Below are 23,853 nucleotides of genomic sequence, written 5' to 3'. Positions count from 1 at the left end.
TTATATATCAATAAATACGATTTTATCAAAAATAAAACAAACAACTATCAAAATCACATCTGTATAAAAAACTATATTTTTTCATGATTGCATTAACTTCGCACCACGCAAGGCGGAAACGTTTTCGCTACAGTATCTGATCGTCAGAAAACAGGATGCTCTGTCTCCAGGCTCCGATGCAAATTCACACCGGAAAATCACATATGCCTGATGGGATGGAGCCTGCTCTGATCAGTATAAAAATCTCTACTGATCAGGGCTCAATTTTTCAGAACTCCATCCACCCCTGCAACTCCACGCGGGCCAGATGTTCGAGCAGGTCAATGGCTTGTGGACAGGTGTTCAGACAGGGAACAAGCGTGAGCTCTTCCCCTCCTGCGGCCATGAACTCATCTCGCAATTCATTGCCAAGTTCATCCAGTGTTTCAATACAGTCCGCCATAAAGCCGGGCGTGATAATGGCAACACGCGTAATGCCCTTGGCAGGGAGTCCCGCCACAAACGGAGCCGTATAAGGCTCCAGCCATTTCGCCGGCCCAAAACGCGACTGAAACGTCAGCGGCATGTCTTCATCAGACATCGCCAGAGCCGCACGCAAGGCCATGACAGTCCGTTCACAGTCCTCCCGATAGGGATCGCCTTTGGCGACATACTCGTTCGGCAACCCGTGAAAAGACGTCACGATCATCTGTGGCCGTTCAGACAACCCTGACAGGGAAAGCTGCAATGTCTCGGCAAGAGCCCTGATATAAACAGGGTCATCCGCAAACGCCGGGAGCGTGCGAATGGCCGGCTGCCGCCGCACTGTCATCAGAAAACGAAACAGCTGATCATTGGCCGTGGCGGTCGTCGTCGCGCTGTACTGCGGATAAAGCGGCATGAAAAGGATGCGGTCACACCCGTCACGCATCAGTTCCGTTGCAGCCTCCGCCACGGACGGCGAGCCATACCGCATACCCCAGCTGACCCTGACTCCATCCGCGTGAAACCGCCCGGCAAGCTGTTCAGCCTGTCCCCGTGTGTAAGTGCGCAGAGGACTTTCGTTCTGTTCTTCGTTCCAGATCCGCTTGTAAGCCTTGCCGCTCCGACCGGGCCGGACCGTCAGAACCACACCCTGCAATATCGGCTGCCAGATGGCAGGATTGGCCTCGATCACGCGCTGATCAGAGAGAAATTCCGACAGATAGCGACGCACAGCGCCAAAGCTGGTGTCATCCGGCGTCCCCAGATTGGTGAGCAGCACCCCAATGCGCCCTCGCCCCATCGGAGCGGCGGTTTCTTTTTTGGATGGGACGTGAATAAAGGCCATGAAACCTGCCAGACAATTCTTCCGACATGATGGCCGGAATGGGAAATACAAGTAACAAGCTGAATACGGGCTCTTTACAGATTATGCTTTTCTGGTCGCCGTGATTGTCTTCTCCGGTTCCGTGGCTGTTGCAGGCAACACCAGTGAGACCGTTTCACCCGGCGACAGCTCACCCATGCGGGCAAGCAGATCTCCCCCGACTTCAAGCGAATAGGGCCGACCGGCGATCTGCACGCGCATGCCGGTCAAAGGCTGAGGCGACGGCGCCACAAGCCCATGACTGTCTGTCAGTTCGATACCAGCATCAGGAAACAGGCTTCTGGCTGTGTAAAAAGGCATCGGCGCAAACAGGATGCCCTCACCACGTCCCGGAGCGCCGAGTGCTACGCTCCCATCCTGCTGAGTGGAGACGTAGCCCCCACGCGCGTCAGCATATGGTCCTTCACTATCCAGAATCCGGAAAGCGAGCGCCACACCCTGCTCCATGACCGGTTCGATCTGGGGCAGAGGCATCGGGCGGGTTTCACGCTTGAGCAGCACAAAAGGATCACTGCTCCGCATGGGATCTATGCCGAAGATCACCCCCGGAAGACCATTGGGCAGATCGGCGGGAGCACAGGCCACCAGCCGGTCATCCAGGGAATCGTTATGCAGAAACCGACCGTAGCTGTCGTAAAGCCAGATTTCATCAGCACGCGGTGTTTCCGCCACAATTCTCTCCTCACCGTCATCAGCTTCCGCTTCAGGAAACGTAATCGTCCAACCCGTTTACACCAGTTTCCACGCATTTCCGCATGAGAGAAGAAAGCGCAAGGCTGCCTACCTTTTCAAGCGCGACAGGAAAACCTTCCTCTTCGCGCGGATTGGGCAGCATGTTCACCTGAGCCGCATACACATCAATCAGCAGTGTAAAATGCGTAAAGACGTGCCTGACCTTACCGACAATCGTCCATTGTGGAACGCGAAGCGCATCGGAAACACGATCAGAAAAAGGCGCAACCTCCGCCACTTCATCCGCGCTCCACATTGTCTCCCGCCATTCCGGCCCTGGCAGCTCTATCGTTCCTCCCAGCAGCCCCTGAGGCGGACGCCGTCTGACCAGAAGCTGGTCTGTCTCATCCATCAGCAGAAAATGCACGCCATAGCGGGTGGGACGCTCAGCCTTCGGCGTTTTTCTTGGCAGTTCCGCCTGTATGCCAAGCTTCCGGGCCTGACAGGATTTCTGCCAGGGGCAGAGCACGCAGGCAGGAGAGCGCGGCACGCAGAGTGTCGCGCCGAGATCAAACAGGGCCTGCGCGAAATCGGACGGTCGGTTCTGCGCGGCCGGACCAGAATTGAGCGTCACGGCTTTTGCCGCCAGTTGCTTCCTTGCGCCCGGCATCGGCGCCCGCACCGCAAAAATACGGGCTGAAATCCGCTCCACATTCCCGTCGACAGGCACAACCGGGACACCGAAGGCGATAGCCGCTATGGCTGCCGCCGTATACGCACCTATGCCCGGCAACGCCTGCAGACCGGCTACATCACGCGGAAATCCCCCCAGACGAATCAGTTCCTCCGCACAGCGGTGCAGATTCCGGGCACGGGAGTAATAGCCAAGACCCGACCACGCCTGCAGCACCTCATCCAGTGGAGCGCGGGCAAGCGCTTCTATATCGGGAAAGCGTTCGAGAAAATTGTGATAATAGGGAATGACCGCAGTGACCGTCGTCTGCTGCAACATGATCTCGCTGATCCAGACATGGTAGGGATCCGCCACCTCACCGGGCAGGGCGCGCCAGGGCAGGGTTCTGCGGTTATGGTCGTACCATGCGAGAAGATCTGAATCTGAGGGAGTCACGGAGCCAGTTTATGAAACCCGCACGGCCAGCACGCAAGAGCGAGACAGGCACAGCAGAGGCTCCACGTCGCTCTTTCAAGCCACGTGATCTGAGCAGTATGATCCCCACGCTGACACGGGAAGCCTTCCGCAAACGCTCTCCCGCAAGCGTGACGCTGTTCATCGACTGGATGCAGATTGTGGGGGAATCGCTCGGAACGCGAACCGAGCCGCGCAAACTGTCCGCAGGCACGCTGACCATTGCCTGCCGTGGTCCGGTGGCCATAGAAATCCAGCACATGCAGACTGCCCTCATCGACCGGATCAACACATGGTGCGGCCAGAGGATCGTTGAGCGGCTTAAAATGACCCAGGATTTCCAGCCCTCCAGCCAGACATCAGGCCGCCCCGCGCGCCGTCAGACAGGACATGTGCCGCCTGTCGTTATTGACGATATGCCGGAAGGGCCATTGCGGGATGCCCTTGAAGCGCTGGGGACCAGACTCGCCGAACGCAACGCCACCCGGAAATAGTCCGGAAGCCTCGTAGCCCCGCCCTGAAAGAGACACGATTCTGGTATTACAGAATTGCAGGGCGGAAGTGCGGGTAATTTACTTTCAAATCATGGAGACATGAGAGAAGAGCCCACAACCAACTACCTGGCGTTTCTTCCGGGTACAACTCACACCCCTTACGAAGACCAGGTTTTATGAAAAACATGCCCAAAGCGCACGAGCCGGATTTGCAGGCGGATCGTGACTTTCTGATCCGCTGGCGACAGTCATCGGCGCGGGATACCGCCATCATGCTGCGCGCCAGCCTCCTGCGCCGCACCAATCCCGAACTGGTGAAAGCCGTTGAAACGCAGGTCCAGCCGATTCTTTCTCCTCTGGACTGACTGCCGGTCGGGACTGGCATGAGAAAACCGTAGCTGTCACCTCCGCCGGCTTTAACGAAAACAGGAGCCTTCCGGCTCCTGCTGCTTTGTGTGGGATGTCCCTGATCTGCTTATGGAATGCAGATCAGCTTGCGGTTGATGAACTCCTCGATACCGAACTCCGAGAGTTCCCGGCCATAGCCGGAGTTCTTGATGCCGCCGAACGGCATCTCCGGGCCGCCACCACTCATCGCATTGATGAACACCATGCCGGTCTCGATTCGCTCGGCGACACGCCAGCCACGCTCGGTGTCCTTCGTGTAGACCGAACCACCCAGTCCGAACGGCGAGTCATTGGCCAGGGCAATGGCCTCTTCCTCGTCACGCACCCGGTAGATTGAGGCGATCGGACCGAAAATCTCCCTGTAGAAGATCGGGTTGTCCTTCGTGATATCGGTCAGGATACCGGCCTGAATAAAGAACCCTTCGCGGTTGAGACGCACGCCCCCGGTCAGAAGCCTTGCGCCGCCTTTGACAGCGATATCGACCTGCTCCAGCACGAGATTCATGGCGTTTTCGCTGCTCATCGGACCATGCGTGCTGTCCTTGTCCAGCGGATCACCATAACGGAACTCACTGATGGCGGATTTCAGGCGCGCGGTGAATTCGTCGGCAATGCTCTCATGAACGATCATGCGCTTTGCAGCGGTGCAGACCTGCCCGTTATTCTCAAAGCGACCGAAGATGGCGTTCTGGATGGTGAGGTCCAGATCGGCATCTTCAAGCACGATGAAGGCATCCGTGCCGCCAAGCTCCATGGTGCTCTTCTTCAGAGCCTTGCCGGCCTGAGACGCTACGGCGCTGCCCGCACGCTCACTGCCCGTCAGGGCCACGCCACAGACTTCCGGACGCTCGATCAGCTTTTCCGACTGATCGTTGCTGATGAACAGGTTGCTGTAAGCCCCCTCCGGAGCACCTGCTTCAATGAAGAGCTGCTCGAACGCCAGCGCACACTGCGGCACTGTCGGTGCGTGTTTCACGAGGACCGTGTTGCCCGCCATGAGGTTTGGCCCCGCCACGCGGGCAAGCTGGTAATACGGGTAATTCCACGGCTCGACACAATAGATCACGCCAAGAGACTGGCTGATGATCTGAGCCCTGCTACAGGATGTCTTGATATCCCTGGGAGCGAGGAACTGCTGGGCGTTGTCCGCATAATAATCGAGAATATCGGCTGAAAATTCTATCTCGCCGATGGATTCACCGATCGCCTTGCCCATTTCGGTCGCAATCAGGGCCGCGTGCTTTTCCTTGTCGCGGCGCAGGATCTCCGCGGCAGCCTTGATGATCCTGCGGCGTTCTTCGAAGGAACGGTGACGCCAATCCTCTTTCCACAGGCCATGGGCCTTTTCCAGTCTGGCAATCATCTGAGCGTCGGTATGCTCGTCAAAAGTCTTCTCGACCTTGCCCGTAGTCGGGTTGAGTGTCTTGTAGGCAGACATGACGATCTCTCCTCTCTGATATCCGGATAACAATCCTGGCCCGAGCCTGAAGCGGGTGCGCGGCGGCATACTCCAATGATTTTTTCAAAACGAAAAGGGGCGGAGAAAGGCTTTCGCCCGTTTTCGTTGCGATTTCGTGCCGGACACATCCGGAACCGGACCAGTTGAATTCGTTTTTTTATATTAAAAATAATGATCTTTCTAAAGATAATAAAGAAAAAATTAACCTCTCCACATTAACGAAAGCACATAGTCTTCTCATTTTTCAGGGGAATGCCTGTCCGGACCCGACAGCGTAGCGCCCGCCCGGAACGAGTGAACAGCACCGTGATGAAACCGCAGACATTCGTCATCAATCTCGAACGCCGGACAGATCGCAAGGACGCCTTCTTCCGCAACAATCCCCACATGCAACACGTTGACATCTTCACGGCTGTAGACGGCTGGTCGCTCTCCCGGCCTGATCTCGTGGCGCAAGGCGTGATCGCCGCCGAGAACCGTTATGTGGAACCGGCTCTCGGGGTGCTGATGTCTCACCTGAAGCTCTGGCAGCATGCCGTCACCCACGACTGTCCCGTGACGGTGCTGGAAGATGACGTCATTCTGCATCACAGATTTGACAGCCTGACACAGCAACTGATGGAACAGCAGGACCAGTTCGACTTCATAGCCTGGGGCGTGAACACCGACTGGCCCATCCGCATCCTTCCCGGTGAGGACATGCCCGAGGCCACGCTTCTTTTCGACAGGCAGGCCGCCTATCCGGATCAGAACAATCTGCAGACACAGCCTGCTACGCCCACCCTGCTTCGACTGAACGGTTTTTCAGGCCTCTGCGCCTATACCGTCACCCCTCAGGCTGCCAGAAGACTGATCGAGAACATATTGCCTGTTGGAAATCAGCCGGCCAGCGTGCGTTACCTGAAGCCCGGACTGGGTCTGGAATCACACAAGATAACCTGGTCCAACAGTGGACTTGACGTTGAATTGAATCGTCATACCGACAGCATGGCTTTCTTTCTGGGATTTCCGTTTCTGGCGACACCCCTGAATGACTGGACGACCTCTTCATTCACGCGCAAAGGCCACTACATTCCCGATAATGTGTTTATCTGAAATATCAGACGCGGAACCCTGCCTTCCATCAATCGTTGGAAAATCATGCACGCGGTCGCCCTGTCCCTGCTTCCGGGAGCGCGGCAAGACGATCCGCTTTTCTTTCCAGATCTGATGGAGGCATTCATGCCGAAGGACACAAGTCCTACCCCGAGCGTCGATAACGGATTGCATGACCATCCCCCGGGCGCCGGGCATGTCAAAACAAAAGATACAGTCGCTCCAGGCGGCGAGCTTCATCAGACCATCGCGCATGATGGCGACCATTCTGATGGCGTCGCTCATCTGACTGACAATTTCGGCCACCGTCTCTCGGATAATGAAAACTCGCTGAAGGCAGGCAAGCGCGGGCCGACCCTGCTGGAAGATTTCATCCTCCGTGAGAAGATTTTCCACTTCGACCATGAACGCATTCCTGAGCGCATCGTCCATGCCAGAGGTTCGGGCGCGCATGGCGTGTTCGAATGCACCAAAGCCATCCCCGAGCTGACGAAAGCCTCGATCTTTCAGAAGGTCGGCACAACCTGCCCGGTCTTCACACGCATCTCCACGGTAGCGGGCGGCGCGGGTTCCGTTGATACCCCTCGCGATGTCCGTGGCTTTGCCGTCAAGTTCTACACGGACAGCGGCAACTGGGATCTGGTCGGCAACAATATTCCGGTCTTCTTCATTCAGGATGCCATCAAATTCCCGGATCTTGTCCACAGCGTGAAGATGGAAGCCGATCGAGGTTATCCTCAGGCCGCCTCCGCCCACGACACCTTCTGGGATTTCGTCAGCCTGATGCCGGAATCATTGCATACCGTCATGTGGGCCATGTCCGATCGCGGCATCCCCCGTTCCCTGCGCATGATCGAAGGATTTGGCGTCCACACCTTCCGTCTTGTGAACGAGAAGGGCGAAGGAAAATTCGTCAAATTTCACTGGAAACCTGTGCTTGGCATTGAGTCGACCACATGGGACGAGGCGGTCAAAATCGCCGGCGCCAATCCGGACTTCCACCGGCAGGATCTCTTTGAGTCGATCAGTCAGGGCGATTTCCCCGCGTGGGATCTGGGCGTGCAGGTGTTCGACGAGGCCTGGGCCGCCAAGCAGCCTTACGATGTTCTGGACGCCACAAAACTGATTCCGGAAGAGGATATTCCCGTCGAGATCATCGGCCGCATGACGCTCAACCGGAATGTGGACAATTTCTTCGCCGAGACCGAGCAGGCGGCTTTCATGCCGACCAACATCATTCCCGGCATCGACTTCTCCAATGATCCCTTGTTGCAGGGACGTCTGTTCTCCTATCTCGACACGCAGAAATCCCGTCTGGGAACAACCAACTTTCACCAGATCCCGATCAATGCGCCCAAATGTCCGTTCAGCAACTTCCAGCGCGACGGCATGATGCAGACTCTCGTGCCTGTCGGCCGCGCCAATTACGAACCGAACAGTCTGGCCGAAGCTGGAGAAACTGGTGGTCCCCGCGCCTGTCCTGAAACCGGTTTCAGGACCTTCGAGGAAAATGCAGAGGATAACGACCCCACCCGCAAGGTTCGTGTACGCCCGGAAACTTTCGCGGATCATTACAGCCAGCCCCGCATGTATTACCGCTCCCTCACGGAAAGCGAGCAGGCTCACACGGCGTCAGCCATCGTCTTCGAACTGTCGAAGGTCCAGCTCCCACACGTGCGGGAACGAGTGGTGGCGCAACTCCGCAATGTTGATGAATCTCTCGCCAAACGCATCGCTACCGGCCTTGCGATAGAACTGCCAGAGAAGGCAAAAGCCGCCAAGCCGCCAGTTGATCTGAAGATTTCAGATGCGCTCTCCATTCAGAAACAGGCGAAAAACACCCTGAAGGGCCGTCAGGTCGGAATTCTGTTTGCAGAAGGATCGGATCTCGCCGAAATCCGGAAATTCAAGGATCTGATTGCAGGAAAAGGCGGAACAGCCGTTCTCGTCGCTCCCAGGGTGGGAGGCATCCCGGTCAAGGGCGGCACGTTGCAGGCTGACGGACTGCTCGCGGGATCGCCTTCGGTGCTTTTCGATGCGATCATCTCCATCCTGATGCCCGATCAGGCCAGTAAACTGGCGCATGACTCCGCTGCGGTGCAATGGTTCATGGACGCTTATGCTCACTGCAAGACGATTGCTCATTGCAAAGGCACACAGGTGATCCTTGACCGGGCTGGTGTCGAAAAAGATGACGGTGTGGTCCCACTCGACGCGTTCGAGAAAGTCGGTGTGAAACGGCATTGGGCACGTGAACCGAAAGTTCGCGATCTGGCCTGAATCAGGGGTGTTTTGCGGGGCCTTCGCCCCGCGCCCCACAGAAGGTTTGTGTTCCTTTTGGTCCCGGTCGGGTCTCACCTCAAAAGCCGGATGGACGGCAGAATCAGGCTCTGCCTTCCGCTTCTGTGCTCTATAAATACCGAACAAAACGCTTGGCTGACGGGGGAGGCTTCTTTCCCTGAAAGAGGTCTTCCGTCAGCCAAACCGCACCCGATCAGAGCGCTTGATATGATCAGCCGCAGTTCCAACGCGGGGAAAATCGGAACAGCACGGAACGTGACGGACGTGTGGAAAGAACACCAACCGGCAGAACCGGTTTTTCATCCGCCGCCTTAAAGCGATAAAGCTGAACGAGCCGCGCCAGAACCAGAACCGCCTCTGTCATGGCCAGTTGTGCCCCGATGCAGACATGCGGCCCCGCGCCGAACGGGAGAAATGTAAAGCGATCCGGTTCCTTTCCATTCAGGAAGCGACCGGGATCGAACGCCGCAGGATTTTTCCAGAGCGCCGGATTTCTATGCAGCATCCAGAAAGGCAGCAGGATCATGGCGCCTCGTGGAATGGCCTGTCCGCAAAGATCACCATCGCTGACCGCTTCACGCCCGGTCATGAACGCTGGCGGAAAAAGCCTCAGCGCCTCCCGCACCACGGAAGTCGTGACTGGCAGATGCGACAAGGCGCCTGCCGCATGATCAGGTGACAGATCGATGTGCCGCACCTCCTCCGCTATGGCGTCCTGCCACTCCGGCGTATTCGCCAGCAGCCAGACAGCCCAGAACAGAGCCGTTGCCGTGGTCTCATGCCCAGCCACAATCATCGTGGCGACCTCGTCCACCACAGCCTGGCCGGCAAGTCCTCCCTCCCCGCCAAACGCCTGCATCAGAAGGTCAAAAAGGTCGCGGGCCTCCTCCTGTGTTCCTCTCTGCGGACGCTCTGCAATAATCGCCTCAATAAGCGTCACCCAGCGTCGCCGGAAGTGTTTCCGTCGCCAGTCAGTCAGCGTCGGCACTGACGGCGGCAACAGGAAATCCGCCGGGCGAGGCTGGCCGATCCCGGACATGAAGGATGTCACCATCCTCCGCAATGTCACGCCAAACGTCTCGCTGGTCATAGAAAACATTGTCATCGCGGCAATATCGAGCGCGAGAGTCTGGGTCAGGGCAAAAACATCGACAGGCTTTTCTATGCTGATGCGGAGCAGCGTTGTATCCGCACAAGCCGCTATATGTCTGGCCAGCGTCGGCACTGTTCTGGGCGTGAACGCCGGAGCCATCGCCCGCCTCTGACGACGCCAGACATCTCCTTCACTGACGAGAATTCCTTCGCCCACAATCGGACTGAGCACCCGCCGCCCCATCCGCAAACGCTGGAAAGAGGCCGCCTCCGTGGCGAGAACCGCCTTAATGGCTTCAGGTCCGGCTGCGATCACCAAGGGCTTCCCCAACGCGCGCAACGACAGAACCGGCTCATGGAAACAGCGCTCGGGAAAGGCTCCAAACCCGTTCCGCTTCAGACGAAACAAGACGCCAAGACCGGTTATATCGTCTGACGGCAACGCTGGCATGGGAGGAGAAAACAGGACAGCCATCCCTGCGGAATAGCGGCAAACAGACTCATCGACCAGTTGTACGGATACGCAATTGAAAGGCGCATGGCTTTCACGCGAGGGGCGCATACCCTGCCGGACAAGGATCACAGCACTATGTGACGACCGCCCGCACCAGCCAGATTACCGCAAAGAACACGGAGCTTGTTTCGGGAATGCGCCAGAGCTCAAAGCGCTGACAGGAAACAGAAACGCCAAACAGCCGCAAACCTGACTGAAAACATTCCATTCTGCGTGTCATCGCAAACGGGAAGAAGCTGTCATCGGACAAGCAGCTTCGCTATGACCATTCTCGCCGATGAAGCCTGTAGAAAGGTTATCTGGACAACCCTGCCGGTTACCGCCGCTATCAGTCTTACGGCCACCAAGCCTCTGTGCCGGACCAAAGGAGCACAGCCCCTCCAGGACTGCGCCCCGCTCAACGCGAAGCCCTGTCTTCCAGACACAGGACTCATGGCTGAACCCTTCAGATCCTTATACGAGCCCATTCTGATACCTGATGATGAACACTCAGAGAGAGGCGCACCACTCAGCCGGGAGACTGCGCCTTACAGCGGCACGGGCCTGCAGATCCAGATCCAGAACAAACTTGAGCACTGTTGCGGACAGACGAATCATGTCCTCCGTGGTCTGGTCCTCTTCGGCAAGGTTACTGGCACACTGACCCGCCCAGGCAAGTATGACCGGATCAGTAGAAGCAAACCGAGAAATACAGGCCCTGAGCTCTGCCAGTTCTTCGGTCGCGGGTTGCCGGACATCGCTATCCGGATGATGATCCTGAAATTCCATGGATTGGTTTAACCCCTGCAAATAACGATTTTTCGTTGCTGCAAGGGTCACAGAGAAGACTTAGCATTGGGTTAAACCAGTCTCTCCACCTGCGGGAGTCGACCGGACGCCCGCAGGGAAAAAGCCGTTTTCCGATCTCAGCCGCCGGTCTTCAGAAAAGCCTGATAATATTCATCAGCCATTTTTCGAAGTGAGCGACCGATGGACACGTACTGATATTCGTCAAGGTTGGCCAGGGAAACACGGGCCGCCGGACGCTGAAGACCAAACCCCTGTCCCGGCAGCAGGACGATTCCCGTCTCGTCCGCGATCCGGAACAGAACTTCGCTCGAACTGGATCGCGTCGCCATCCACTCGGCAAATTCATCGCCGTACAGAGTATGACAGATGCTCTTGAGATCGAGCATGCTGTAGTAATTGACGCCGTTGGGATCGTTTGCCGGTGCAACGCCCAGCGCCTTGTAGAGAGTGGCCTCGCGACGACGGAGAAGGTTCTTGACCGTCTGCTTGTAGTGGTCATGCTCATCCATCAGGCAGAACAGGCAGAACATGACCATCTGCACCTGTTGCGGCGTGGAGAGACCTGCCGTGTGATTGAGCGCGACCAGACGGCTGTCGGCCACAATGCGGTCCAGGAACTTCAGACTGCCGGGATCGGTCGTCAGGCTGGAATAACGCTCCGCCAGTTCTGCCGTAAACTTCGGTGACAGTTTGCGGACAAGCTCATCGATCGCATTGTCCTTGTGCATGCCGATCACGCCGAGACGCCAGCCCGTCGCCCCAAAATATTTGGAGAAGGAATAGACAAGGATCGTATTGCGCGGGCAGACGGCGAACAGCGAGCGGAAGTCATCGGCAAAGGTGCCATACACATCATCGGTGATGATGATGAGATCCGGACGGTCATTCTGCACGATCCCGGCGATGGCCTTCATGGACGCATCGTCCATCTTCACGGCGGTCGGGTTGCCCGGATTGACACAGAAAAAGATTTTGACGGCAGGGTCTTTCAGCTTTTCCAGCTCTTCCTGTGGATACTGCCAGCCGGTGTCCTGGGTCGCGTTGATACTGATTTCCTCAAGCCCGAACTCTTCGAGATGCGGGATCTCGATATAGGGCGAGAAGATCGGCATACCGAGCGCCACCTTGTCGCCCTTTTCGATCAGACCGTTCTGCTTCAGCGAATTGAAGATATACGCCATGGCGGACGCGCCGCCTTCCACGCCGAAGAAATCCACTTCCTCGCGCGCCAGCGTGCCGCCGGTCATCTCCTTCAGCACATAATGAGCGGTAATCTGCTCGCTCAACGGCAGCATGCGCGGTGGCGTGGGATAATGGCAGCCCAGAATGCCTTCCGCCATCTCGTGCAGGAAAGCCGCGGCGGACAGACCCATCTGATCGCGCACATAACTGATCGCACGGGTCAGAAAACGGGTACCGTCATGCCCACGTTTTTCGGACAGAAAACGGTCGAAACGGTCTTCAATCCCCTCCATCCGGGCATGTCCGCCGATCCCGGCCGTCAGATAGGAAAAGGACCGCTCGGACTCAGCCAGCGCAAACTGTCCGAAAAGGAAGAAGGCTGACCGGGGCAGTGTGGCCAGAAAATTCGGGTTACCACGACCGGCATTGAGCATGGTGCGCCCCGACTTTCGGGTGGCCATACGAATGAGCTTATCCTTCAGCTCAAAAGGACTGAGGTTTTTGAAACGCCTGTTGTCGGAAACCATCATTCATTCCTTTCGGCGCAGACTGGTCTGAACCGTTTCTGTTGAAACCCAGAGTGCCTCAACTTACGTAGAAACAGAACCTTTGCCGGTATTCAGCTTTCTTCTGCGAAAAAGGTTTTGATCTCTTCCACCGCTGCGGCAATCCCGAGCCTGTGTGGAATCACACCCGACGGAAAGGCGCTGAGCAGCCGGGACGGCGTGCGCCGGCCGAGAAGAACGAACACGCCGCGATCCGTGCGCGTCCGGATCAGACGGCCAAAAGCCTGCCTGAGTCGCAGACGCGCCAGCCGGTCATCATAAAGACGCGGATTGCCCTGCGAGAGATGCATCCGCCGCTCGCGATGCAGAATATCCGGGCGTGGCCACGGCACCCGCTCGAAGGCGACAAGACGCAGCGCGTGACCCGGCACATCCACACCATCGCGCATCGCATCCGTGCCAAGCAGGCAGGAGTCCGTCTCCGTGCGGAACACGTCGACCAGCGTGGTGTTGTCCATCGCATCGACATGCTGCGCGTAAAGCGGAATGCCCTCCTCTTCCAGAGGCGCCGCGATCTTGCGATGCACCGTCCGCAACCGCTCGATCGCCGTGAACAGCCCGAGCCCTCCGCCTCCGGACGCAAGGAACAGCGCCTGAAACGCCGCAGCCAGCGTGTCAGGATCGTCATGCGCGACATCGTTGACGATGAACACGCGGGTCTGGCGGGAATAGTCGAACGGACTGGCGAGAGAAGCCCGCAACGCAGGCGACGGCAGATGGCTGGCCCCGACACGCGCCTCGGCGGCTTCCCATATCTGCTCAGCTTCGGCGGACTGATCCGTGTCAGTCTCGTCGCGCAGGGTCGCGGAGGTGATGAGCAGCCCGTGCGCGGGCGCGGCCAGCACGGCGGCGAACGGCAGCGTCGGGTCGAGCCAGTGCTGGTGCAGGCCGACATCCTGCTCGCCCCGTCTCTGCCCTTCCCGCGCCTCAAGACGGATGAAGCGGATGAACTGCGGCGGCCCCACCTCGTCCGGCGGCGTGCAAAAGGTGGTGAGCATCGACACCCACCCGTCGAGACGCCCGATGGCGCGCCGCTGCAACGACCGGATCATCGCCTCAATGCGGGCGCGGGCGGCGGTGTCGAGGCTATCCGTATCCTCACGGATCTTGTCTTCCAGCCGGTTGACGAGCGTACGAAGCGGTTCAGCAATACGGCTCAGCGCCCGGGCGAGCGTATCCGCTGCCGCGCCAAGCCCGTCGATCATCGGATGCAGATCACATTCGCTGCCATTCCGGCGCGCGGGGCCATTGCCGACCGTGCGGGCCAGCACCTGATCGCGCAACAGCCGCAGCACCGTCTCGGTCGGATTGTCGATAACCGGCTCAACAAGCTGGACCGCCGCAGGCAACGGAAAGAGCGAGACGGTCACATCTTCCGGTTCAGGCGGCTCTTCCGGCCTGTCCGTCTGCGGTTCGATCCACAGACGACCGGACCAGCCCGGCGCGGGCAGAGCCTTCGCGGCCAGAAGGGCGGCATCGAGCGGTGTCTCAAGACGCGGATTTCCCGCCACCAGATCGTCAAGACGGCGGCGCAATCCCCTCGCCCGCGAGCGGCTGCCCTCCGCGCCGAGCAGCCAGCGCCGGAGTTCCGCCGCCTCCAGACCGGACAGTTCGAGCGCGAACGCACCATCCGCCGCGTCCGCCAGATGATGACCTTCGTCGAACACATAGCGCGTGGGGATACCGTCCTCGTCGGGCACGGCTTCCTCCGGCGCGACCTCGGGCTGGTCACCCTGTTCCAGCGCGGGCAGGCCCTGCGACTGCGCCCATGCCGCCTGCGCCATGACCAGCGCGTGATTGGCGATTACCAGATCAGCGTCCTGAGCACGCCGGATGGAATGTTCCACAAAGCAGCGCTGATAGTGCGGGCAGGCGCCGTGGATGCACTCGCCGCGCCGGTCGGCGGTGGCGGCCAGCACGCCATGACCGAGAATGTCCCCGAACCAGCCGGGCAGATCGCCACCGAACAGGTCCCCCTCAACTGTGGCCATGCCCCAGCGGGCCAGCAGAGCGAGAGCGATCACCGGTCCGGGACCGCGCGTGGGGGCGATGTTCACCGCCTCTTCCATGTTGAGCAGGCAGAGATAGTTCTCACGCCCTTTCCGAACCACCACATGGTTGCGCCGCATGGCGGGATCAGGGTACAGACGCGCCGTTTCCGCTTCGATCTGGCGCTGGAGATGGCGCGTATAGGTGCTGATCCAGACCGCCCCACCATTGCGCTCGGCCCAGAGGCTGGCGGGAGCGACATAACCGAGCGTCTTGCCTGTGCCGGTTCCAGCCTCCGCCAGCACGACGCGCGGGAATCCCATCCCCTCGCGCGGGGCAAAGGCATGCGTGGCGACATCGGCGAAATCAGCCTGCCCCACACGGACTTCCGCATCAGGGCCAAGGATATGTCCCAGCCGGGTACGTGCTTCAGCCGGTGTAACCGGGTTGGAACCGGGCGGCGGGCGGCGGGCCGTGTCCTCCCATTTGAGAAGCTGATCCCAGATCCGGAGCGCTTCGCCGGGCTGCATCGCGTCACGCGACAGAGGACCGGTGATCTCCAGCGCTTCCATGACCGCGCCACTCCAGATCCAGCCGGTCTGCGCCAGACGGGTGGCGAGAGCTGCGAGGAAAGGATGAGAGGACGTGTTCTTCAGGGCGCGCAGGTCTGTCAGCAGACGGGCTGCGAGATCGGGCAATGTATTGGCTTCGACCCGCCGTCCGTCGAGGTCGCCAAGACCAAGCGCGATAGCCAGTCCACGCGGCGTTGGCGCGACGGAGCGGGCGGGATGCACAAAGGCGAAAAGTTCGAGCAGATCGAACCACGGCGCCGGCTGGCCGGGCGGCGTCATGCCCAGCATCCGGGCCGTCGCCGGGGCATGCACGACGAGGGGCGCCGCTTCCTCCTGCAGGAACTGCCTGGCCCGCGTCCGGTTGAGCGTCAGCAGCTCTCCGTCAACGGTGAGGCAGGAAAAGAAGCCATGACCGGCGACAAGGGCGGGCGCTTCATACGGGGAGGGAAAGGCGGCGGACATCTGGCCCGCAGTCTAGCGCAGGATGACAGGGGCGCAATCCGGAAGGCCGCTGCTCATGGCATGAGCACAGCCGCAGTTTCTTCCTTCGGGCGAAAAGCCTAAAGTGGCCATACGTTTCTTCTGCGGAAAGCCAGCGCCATGATGTCCGACACTGTCCGGAAGACGACTCTTCTGCCGATTGTCCTTCTCTCCTGTCTGTCGATCAACTGCTTCCCCGGCACAGCGCAGGCGACGGACGACGGAATAGACGCGGATGCATCCATCACGACAGTGACCAGAGGACTGACACGCAAACCGCTATATCCTTTTCACCTCCCACCCGGACAGAGTCTTGTCGGCATCAGCGGCTATGTGGAGACAAATTCCCCCTCGGATCATTTCAGTGAAGCCCTGATCTCCCTGCATATGAGCACGTCTGCCGCGTGCCCCACGCATGCACAGGATGTCGGGGATTATCCGGCCATCAATGCACATTTTCCAAGCGTCACGCTGGCGGCGCCGATCGTCAAACAGAACGCGCCTGATCATCAGCGCATTCCAGTCAACATTCATCTCGCCAAGCCGTTTCCACTGACGAGCTGCCTGTTTGTCATTCTCGACGGCTCGGATTTTGCCGGCAAACCTTATACGATGACGGCACATCTGCACGTCATCACCACGCCTACGCAGCCATCTCCCCAACGACTCGAACTCAGTGGCGCAATGGCTGACGAGTTCCTGATGTCCCCACAAAGGCATGAAACTGCCTACAGGGTCTATCATGCGCCTCAAGACACAAGGATTCTCTCAATTGACGGCAATGTCGCAGCCGTCACCGGACCGGGGTCCGTCTTCCGGGCTCCGCTGCACTGGTGGGTCGTCTCGCATTCCGTCTTTGTCGAACATGGCGGCTGCCCGCAGTTTCCACATGACGGCACCTATTCGGACAATCCCGCTCTGGATGCATTCATGTTCGAGCCCCAGACCACAACATTACACACCGTCTATCTCAAGGGAGACGGAATCTCGTATCCCAATTCACCCTTCACCTTGCAGCCAAAGGACCCGATCCTTGTGCATAAAGGAGATTGTCTGATTCACGGCGTGAGGACGATGGGCGCTGACGAACCCGGTGGTCGCCCGGCGGACGGGATCAACACGGAAAGCCAGATTTTCATGGAAATGACGCCGTAGAGCGGAGCGAGTGTCGCGACCGAAAAGAGATGAGTACGGACGTCTGGATCTCAGTGGGGAAGGCTGCGCTTTCCACTCTCTTACAGGGATGGGGCGGTCCTTCTTCAGGCCCGATCGACATCAGGATTCCCCAATACTCTGATCGCTGCTTCGCAGGTCTCTGTGTAGATACGCGGAACGGATGGATGCGGATCAAGCGTTATGAGTTGAACACGGCGCAGTGAGAGAAAACATGCTGTATTACTGCGGATGGTCCATTTTCGTTCAAAAATGACACTGGCAGGTGCGTGTTACGTCGAAGCGATCAAACGCAGATTTTCCATGTTTCCGCTGGAGATTCTCCAGCAGCATAGCTTCAGATATACGAAAAATTCCGCCTCACCAGGTCTCCTCATCCTCAACGCCTACAACAACTGCCGTCACGTTATCACGCGCATGGCGGAGAAGAGCGGTCTGCACCAGAAGCTCCGCAGAACCGCTCCCGGTTTCGAGGCAGCTCAGAATATCCCTTTCATTGACAGCTTTCGTCAAACCATCTGAGCACAGAAGGAACCGGTCGAAAGGCAGGAGTGGCCCTGTCACCTTGTCAATCCGGATCGGCTGCCCTCCCGCCCCGATCGCCCGGGTGACAACATTGGCCTGCGGATGACACTCCATATCCTCTGCCCGCAGCAGGCCAGCATCAACAAGCGCCTGTGCATGCGAGTGATCTTTCGTCACCTGTGAAAGTTCACCATCACGCAGAAGATAAATTCTTGAATCCCCGACCCACAGACAGACGAAGTATTCCTCAGTCAGAATAAGCACGACAACCGTGGACGCCATGCCCTTTTTGCTGCCCCGTCGGCCAGCCTCCAGAAGCAGTTGCTCATGAGCCATGGTCAGGCGATGCCGGGCATGCACCATCAAAGCCTTCGGTGTCAGCCCCTGAGGCAGGGCTCCAAGACAATCCACAACCCGGCTGGCAGCCCATCGTCCGTCGTCATGACCGCCTGCGCCATCAGCGACAGCAAACACACGCATGTCCGGCCGACACAGAAAAGCGTCCTGATTTTCTCCCCTGACTGTACCCTGATGCGTGGATGCAGAGTATTTGAGGGTTTCAGTCATGCCCAGAAAAGTTTCACAAATGCCTCCTGTTCGGGAAGGCCCGGGCAGACAAGAGTCTGCGCCGGAATGGAGTCATTTCCCTCAGTGAACCACATGCCATCCGATGGAATCTCTCCAGCCGACGGCACAAGGGTCTGAATACGGGCCAGAAGAACCTCTGGATCCTGATCGTACATCAGGGCCTCTCTGCAGAACAGTTCGACCTCATCCCAGACCATGTCATTCTGCGGAATCACTGCCTCTCCCTCCACACAGACCAGAAAAGGAAAATAACGTCCGACCTTGTCCACGCTCGGCATGACGAGCCCCGATACGGCCATATCGGTGAGCTGTCCCGACGGCAGGGAAAATCTCCAGACAGGGGCTACAAGCCAGCCTTTTTCCCACTCCGAAGCCACGGCTGTCCGCGCATAGGCAAAGTTACGGCAGATCCATTCGTGCCAGCCGGACACAACGCCCTCGGACAGACCGCGCCTGACGAAATCCCCCCGGACGGGAAGCTTGCCGTAAAACCCGAACTGTCCTGTCATACCAGCCATATCCCTGCGCTGTCTCTTCACTCACCTGAGAGCCGGACAATGGAAATGCACAAACAGGCTCCGGTCCAGAACCTGCTCAGGTGTCGATGTTTCCAGAGCATAGGTCACTTCCCGATCTCCGGACCGGAATGTCGCAGTCAGTTCGTCCGGCTTACCCGTCGGGGTCAGAACGCCACTGTCGAGCAGATGAAAGAAAGCCCATGGTCCCTGCATCCGGCGTGGGAACGCCGCTTCCGGCACAAAATCAAGGGTGATATTGGACATATTATCCCCCGGCCAGGTGATTGAGGCGCCCAGAGCCTGCCCGAGCGCGCCGTTTGCACCCGCTTTCCACGCCGCCATCATCGAACCGAATTTCAGGTTCACGGCAGTCGACTGGCTGTCCGCCGCGACTGGCGTGATCCGCAGATGGACTGCCGGAATGGCCATGTTGCCTGGGAAAAGCAGGGTGCGAATTCTGGCGGCCTGCTGGAACTGCAGAAGGGCTGCACCGGACACCGGTGGGGCCGTATTCCCGATCGGGTGTGCTTTCCAGACCGGACCTTTCGTATCCACATACGCGGCAAGCTGCGTCGTAAAGTAGCTGTCCAGCGCCCCTGCCGGCGCAAACAGCCGGACGAACTGGTCAAATGGCGCATCCTCCTCGGAGGAAGGGTCGAACGGATAGTGCCCGTCAACGACGTCATGACACAGCTGACCCGGCCCTTGTCCATCCGTATAGGCCGCCGTCGCGGCACGGTGGGCATCACCCGCCATGGTGCTCGCTCCGGCTGTCGCAATCTGGGACAGCCAGCGGGCCACAGGCTGAGGCTGCCGGCCCGCTTCGGCCTCAAGCGCCTGAACCGGATTTTGTGTCGATTCCAGAATCTGGGTTGGATTATCCGCATTCGGCAACTGGGCGATTGCGCCCTCGAACTGATTGAGGATCTGCATCACCCCATTGATCGGCGGAGCCTGCCCGGAACGGCCGGTGAAGATGACCAGAGGCGCATAATGCATATCGATGGCTGAACCGGGTGCGGGAGCAGTCTGACCGCTTTTGCCATTCTGCGCGAACAAGCCGGCCAGACGTGCTTTTTCCGGATCAGGTCTGGTCTTGTCATCACCGTTCTGCTCTGCCTGGGCGTCCGCTGTCGGCGTCAGCTCATGCGTGATGCTCACAAGGAAATCACGCATCGGAGACTGCGGTGAGGACAGCACATACAGCCTCTGCACCAGATCGGAATGCCCCGCGAACGGCACGAGAGCCAGGTCACTGAGCATCTCATCCCAGTGCCGGATGTAATCGGCCGTATAAAGGGCGATCACACCTTCTTCCAGTCGGGCGGGCGTCGTGCCGTTCATGCTCTGATCGGTATTGCCCAGAACCCAGCTTTCATTCGCCACATCCTGCGCGGCGGAAGACAGGGACGGCAGAAGCACCTGACGAAAGCCGGCGCTGGTATAGAAGCCCGGGATCGTGTCAGACATCGGACGACCGGACAGACGGGTGAATTCCTTCTGCCCATGCCCCAGCACCTGCTCGGGAGACCAGTCAGGAACGGAGACAGCGCTCGCCCTGATCCGTCCGTACACCCGCTCCGCCGGCGTGACGCGACTGAACTCCGCACGGGTCTGACGCACCATGCCGCCATTGATCTGCATGTCGGGCAGCGGAATGGCCAGCAGCGCATCCAGATGCTGAAGCAGCTGATCCCGCGCCTGTTTCATCGCAGGCCCCGGATAGCGGCTTTCCCAGTCCAGCAGCATCCAGTCCCGGACCATTTTTGGCTCAAGCGGCCCCTGATTGCCGAGCATCAGATAGATACGTGTCGCTTCATAAAGAAACGCAGGCTGACTGAAATGCTCCTGAATCTGGTTTTCCAGACGCCACAGCAGACGCGGCAGCAGCAGGCGCTGCAGGGCCGCCTGATAGATCAGACGGTTTGTAGTCGCGAGATTGGTATCCTGACTGATCGCCAGATCCGGCCAGAAATCATGATTGCGCGCCAGCGTCCGTGTGTCCGGCAACTCCCGCGCAGCATTCAGCGCAGGCAGAATGGACGGCAGATTGTCGTCGGCCACAGGATCAAGCTGCAGGTGCTCAAGCTTGCTGCGATAGAAGCCGATCGCCTGTTCATTGCTGGCAATCGCGTTCCGGTTTTGCATATTCCGCTGCCAGAGCAACAGACAACCCGCAACGGTAAAGAGACCGATCGCCGCGAAGCTGCTGTAACGGACAATCCGCTGACGGCGCATTTTTGCGGGAGAAACCGCCACAAGCCGCGCCTCTCCGAGAATGACTTCCCGGATCAGACGCTCCACGAAATAAGGCCGTCCGCTCACGGCACGAAGCGCCGGCATCCGCCGCTGATCAATGCCGAAGCTGCGCGCCAGCATGCTGCTCAGCCGGTCAACGGGCGTCCCTTCCTGAGCGCTGGACGTAAAGTAAACGCCACGGATAAAAGGAGCGGGGTCCAGACGCGTGCTTCCGAAGGCCGCCTTCAGAAATTCATCGAGCGCCTCGGTCAGTGTCTCGATCTGGATAGGAAAGGAAGCAATCGCAGCACGCCGGGACGGAATCCGTTCCTGCTGGAGACGCTCATACAGACGGTCATTGAGGCGGGTGACGAGCAGACGGAATTCATTCTCGAACCCTTTGATGTCGCCCGAAACAGGAAAGGTCATACCCCAGACCTGACGACGATAGTCACGATCGAGATCGTCAAAGAACTCCGTAAATCCTGCGATACGGTCAGCCTTTGTGAAGACCGCATAGACCGGAATGCTCACGCCCAGCCGTTCGGTGATCTCCCGGATGCGGTCCCTGATCATACGCGCATGCGACAGACGTTCCGTCTGGGACACGGTCACCACATCGGCCAGCGAGATCATCACGATCACACCGTTGAGCGGCTGCCTGGCGCGTGTTTTCCTCAAAAGATCAAGAAAACCGAGCCAGCCTGTGCGATCAACGGTCTCGTTGGAATCCTGCGTCGTGAAGCGGCCAGCCGTGTCGATCAGAACCGCTTCGTCCGCAAACCACCAGTCACACAGACGGGTTCCACCAATACCGGCCACGGAACCGGGCGTCAGCCCCCCCGTTCCATCCGGCTGGGCCAGCGGAAACTGCAAGCCTGACTGGGACAGCAATGTCGTCTTGCCGCTACCCGGCGGCCCGATCAGAACGAACCAGGGCTGTTCATACAGATAGCCCCTGTTCTTTCTGGCCTTTTTCAGAAGTCCCAGAGAATTCTGCAGACGCTCGCGCAGAAGACGCACTTCGTCTTCCGCCTCGGCCTGAACGGAAGCGGCGGAGTCATCGGACTGCCCTCCTTCTCCCGCCACACCGCTCATCAGCCTTGTGTCGCGACGACGACGATACAGGGTCAGGCCCGCATTGATCCCCATCGCGATGATGAACACCGCAACAATGCCGATTTCCTTGTCAAGCGGCGTACGCAGTCCGGGCACCAGATCGCCAAGATACCAGATCAGAAGCCCGATAATGAAAGTCGCCAGAAGCCCGATGCTCCAGCGTCCGGTCAGAAGAGAGAGGATCGACGGCATCCCGTTCACGGCTGAGTCCCATTGTCTGAAAGCTGACGATGCAGAACGACCTCGATCCGACGGTTTTTCTGTTGTCCGGCAGGTGTGTCATTGGAGGCGATCGGGTTCGCCTCACCGGCGCCCTGTACGCGCAGAACCATATCCGGGCCGCTGGTCTCCCGGATTACTGTGGCGGCCGCTTCCGCGCGTGCGCGGGAAAGATCGAGATTGGACGGATAGCGCATGGTATGGATCGGGCGGCTGTCAGTATATCCAATCACCTCCGACCAGCCTTTCTCCGTCGCCACGGCAGCCCCGATCCGGCGCAGCGTGGGCAGCGTGGCAGGCGCAAGTTCGTCTGTGCCGGAGCCGAACATGCCGTCCCCCTTGATCCGCACGATCGGGACAGCATCCGTGCCTTCCACTTCCACCAGTCCTTCATCAATTTCGGGCTTCAGGAATGTCTTCAGACGCACGCGGTCGCCTGTCGGGGGCGCTGTCGATTCAACGGCCTCAACGGGCGCAACGCGCGCGATCTGCGGCTGCTGACCCGGTGGAATGGACAGGGCCGAGGCGAACAGGTTGTCGGAAAGACGGGCCACTCCCAGCGTCACCCACATATAACCGATCCCCAGAATGCCCGCGCCGATCAGGGCGGCCAGCCAGACCGGCATCACGAAGCGCTGCGGTCTGTAAGGCGCACTCACCCCCTGCCAATGTGGTGAAAGCTCACGCTCCATGGCCGGACGGTTGCGCATGATCAGGATGAAAGTCTCTTCCCGGATCCTGTCCAGCTCCGCCGGTCCACGCGGCGACAGCCGGTACCGGCCCTGCATCCCCAGACAGAGGCACAGATACATCAGTTCCAGCACACCCAGAAGGCGGCCAGGATTTCTGGAAACCCTTGTCAGGAGATCAAAGAATCGCTCTCCGGCCTGCACTTCCTGATGAAAGGTCGAGACCAGGGACGCATTGGACCAGCTACCGTGATTGCCCCACGGCATGGCCTGAACAACATCGTCCATGCTGGCGCACAGCGCGTAATGCGCGGGCCGGATTTCTTCCAGAGACACACCGCCATCACGCAGGGTCCGCTCGAACTGCTTCAGGGCGGCAATCGCATGTTCCCGCAGTTGTCCCGGATCAGGTGGCGTGTAGGTATTGTGGATACGCCCCAGAAAACTCAGGCAACCGGCAGCAGCGGCGACGATCAGAAACTGTGAGGTGTGCTGTATATCCTCGAACCGCGCACCGGGCGCAGCTGAGGACGCCGCGGGCTCGGCCTGCCTTTCCCGGCCAGAAAAATCCTCCGCGCCATCGCGGGACGGCAGGGGGCGGCCTCCCGGCAGCGGGCGTATAATGGTCTGCTCATTATCGTCCGGTTCAACAAACGGGTTATCGTTCATACCTGCC

At 58.9% G+C, this 23,853-nt stretch carries 18 protein-coding genes; 6 read left to right on the top strand and 12 right to left on the bottom strand.

Annotation, left to right across the window (positions count from 1 at the left end; translation table 11 throughout):
- Nucleotides 1-268: 268 nt before the first annotated feature.
- The 3 genes from hemH to mutY form a co-directional block, all read right to left on the bottom strand.
- The gene (gene hemH, locus A0U92_RS00665) at nucleotides 269-1,309 is read right to left on the bottom strand and encodes a ferrochelatase (protein ID WP_077811549.1); all 1,041 of its coding nucleotides are present in this window, start codon (nucleotides 1,307-1,309) and stop codon (nucleotides 269-271) included.
- Between the two features lie 81 nt (nucleotides 1,310-1,390).
- Nucleotides 1,391-2,020, bottom strand: coding sequence for a hypothetical protein (locus A0U92_RS00660; protein ID WP_077811548.1), 630 nt, complete (start codon nucleotides 2,018-2,020; stop codon nucleotides 1,391-1,393).
- A 31-nt stretch (nucleotides 2,021-2,051) separates the two neighbouring features.
- On the bottom strand, nucleotides 2,052-3,149 hold the full coding sequence (mutY, locus tag A0U92_RS00655; protein WP_149026340.1) for an A/G-specific adenine glycosylase: 1,098 nt from the start codon (nucleotides 3,147-3,149) through the stop codon (nucleotides 2,052-2,054).
- Between the two features lie 11 nt (nucleotides 3,150-3,160).
- Here mutY and A0U92_RS00650 point away from each other — a divergent pair, with 11 nt between their 5' ends.
- Nucleotides 3,161-3,661, top strand: a complete 501-nt coding sequence (locus tag A0U92_RS00650) for a DciA family protein (protein ID WP_077811547.1) — start codon at nucleotides 3,161-3,163, stop codon at nucleotides 3,659-3,661.
- A gap of 185 nt (nucleotides 3,662-3,846) precedes the next feature.
- On the top strand, nucleotides 3,847-4,026 hold the full coding sequence (locus tag A0U92_RS00645) for a hypothetical protein (protein WP_236748211.1): 180 nt from the start codon (nucleotides 3,847-3,849) through the stop codon (nucleotides 4,024-4,026).
- Between the two features lie 110 nt (nucleotides 4,027-4,136).
- Here the strand turns inward: A0U92_RS00645 and A0U92_RS00640 are convergent, their stop codons facing one another.
- A complete protein-coding gene (locus tag A0U92_RS00640) occupies nucleotides 4,137-5,507 on the bottom strand; it encodes an NAD-dependent succinate-semialdehyde dehydrogenase (RefSeq protein ID WP_077811545.1) in 1,371 nt (456 codons plus the stop codon).
- Between the two features lie 330 nt (nucleotides 5,508-5,837).
- Here A0U92_RS00640 and A0U92_RS00635 point away from each other — a divergent pair, with 330 nt between their 5' ends.
- Nucleotides 5,838-6,623 (top strand): glycosyltransferase family 25 protein, encoded by a 786-nt coding sequence (locus A0U92_RS00635; protein ID WP_187668816.1) that lies wholly within the window; start codon nucleotides 5,838-5,840, stop codon nucleotides 6,621-6,623.
- A gap of 126 nt (nucleotides 6,624-6,749) precedes the next feature.
- Nucleotides 6,750-8,903: a catalase gene (locus tag A0U92_RS00630; RefSeq protein WP_236748210.1), complete on the top strand. Its 2,154-nt coding sequence runs from the start codon at nucleotides 6,750-6,752 to the stop codon at nucleotides 8,901-8,903.
- A 232-nt stretch (nucleotides 8,904-9,135) separates the two neighbouring features.
- Here the strand turns inward: A0U92_RS00630 and A0U92_RS00625 are convergent, their stop codons facing one another.
- The 4 genes from A0U92_RS00625 to A0U92_RS00610 all read right to left on the bottom strand — a co-directional run bounded on the left by A0U92_RS00625 (nucleotide 9,136) and on the right by A0U92_RS00610 (nucleotide 16,090).
- On the bottom strand, nucleotides 9,136-10,578 hold the full coding sequence (locus tag A0U92_RS00625; protein WP_236748209.1) for a cytochrome P450: 1,443 nt from the start codon (nucleotides 10,576-10,578) through the stop codon (nucleotides 9,136-9,138).
- Nucleotides 10,579-11,019: 441 nt separating this feature from the next.
- Nucleotides 11,020-11,298, bottom strand: coding sequence for a hypothetical protein (locus tag A0U92_RS00620; RefSeq protein WP_077811542.1), 279 nt, complete (start codon nucleotides 11,296-11,298; stop codon nucleotides 11,020-11,022).
- 137 nt (nucleotides 11,299-11,435) lie between these two features.
- On the bottom strand, nucleotides 11,436-13,028 hold the full coding sequence (locus A0U92_RS00615) for a bifunctional aspartate transaminase/aspartate 4-decarboxylase (RefSeq protein ID WP_077811541.1): 1,593 nt from the start codon (nucleotides 13,026-13,028) through the stop codon (nucleotides 11,436-11,438).
- A 92-nt stretch (nucleotides 13,029-13,120) separates the two neighbouring features.
- Nucleotides 13,121-16,090: an ATP-dependent DNA helicase gene (locus A0U92_RS00610; protein WP_077811540.1), complete on the bottom strand. Its 2,970-nt coding sequence runs from the start codon at nucleotides 16,088-16,090 to the stop codon at nucleotides 13,121-13,123.
- A 138-nt stretch (nucleotides 16,091-16,228) separates the two neighbouring features.
- On the opposite strand from A0U92_RS00610, the gene A0U92_RS00605 reads away from it, so the two are divergent.
- Both A0U92_RS00605 and A0U92_RS17070 read left to right on the top strand, forming a co-directional pair.
- Nucleotides 16,229-17,263, top strand: coding sequence for a hypothetical protein (locus A0U92_RS00605; protein ID WP_149026339.1), 1,035 nt, complete (start codon nucleotides 16,229-16,231; stop codon nucleotides 17,261-17,263).
- A gap of 29 nt (nucleotides 17,264-17,292) precedes the next feature.
- Nucleotides 17,293-17,487 (top strand): hypothetical protein, encoded by a 195-nt coding sequence (locus A0U92_RS17070; protein WP_149026338.1) that lies wholly within the window; start codon nucleotides 17,293-17,295, stop codon nucleotides 17,485-17,487.
- Nucleotides 17,488-17,641: 154 nt separating this feature from the next.
- Here A0U92_RS17070 and A0U92_RS00600 read toward each other — a convergent pair whose 3' ends face one another.
- The 4 genes from A0U92_RS00600 to icmH are packed head-to-tail and all read right to left on the bottom strand — an operon-like array spanning nucleotide 17,642 to nucleotide 23,846.
- On the bottom strand, nucleotides 17,642-18,373 hold the full coding sequence (locus A0U92_RS00600) for a PP2C family protein-serine/threonine phosphatase (protein WP_077811539.1): 732 nt from the start codon (nucleotides 18,371-18,373) through the stop codon (nucleotides 17,642-17,644).
- Nucleotides 18,370-18,903, bottom strand: coding sequence for a type VI secretion system-associated protein TagF (tagF, locus tag A0U92_RS00595; RefSeq protein WP_222927836.1), 534 nt, complete (start codon nucleotides 18,901-18,903; stop codon nucleotides 18,370-18,372). Before tagF ends, A0U92_RS00600 begins: the two co-directional genes overlap by 4 nt.
- Nucleotides 18,904-18,933: 30 nt before the next feature.
- Nucleotides 18,934-22,461 carry a type VI secretion system membrane subunit TssM gene (tssM, locus tag A0U92_RS00590; RefSeq protein ID WP_236748391.1) on the bottom strand — a complete coding sequence of 1,176 codons (3,528 nt, stop codon included), beginning with the start codon at nucleotides 22,459-22,461 and terminating at the stop codon, nucleotides 18,934-18,936.
- Between the two features lie 5 nt (nucleotides 22,462-22,466).
- Nucleotides 22,467-23,846, bottom strand: coding sequence for a type IVB secretion system protein IcmH/DotU (gene icmH, locus A0U92_RS00585; protein ID WP_077811536.1), 1,380 nt, complete (start codon nucleotides 23,844-23,846; stop codon nucleotides 22,467-22,469).
- Between the last annotated feature and the right edge of the window lie 7 nt (nucleotides 23,847-23,853).

This window comes from Acetobacter aceti (assembly GCF_002005445.1).
In the GTDB taxonomy this organism is placed as follows: domain Bacteria; phylum Pseudomonadota; class Alphaproteobacteria; order Acetobacterales; family Acetobacteraceae; genus Acetobacter; species Acetobacter aceti_B.
The sequence above is the reverse complement of the archived record's forward strand: the minus strand, read 5'-3'. Positions and strand labels throughout refer to the sequence as shown.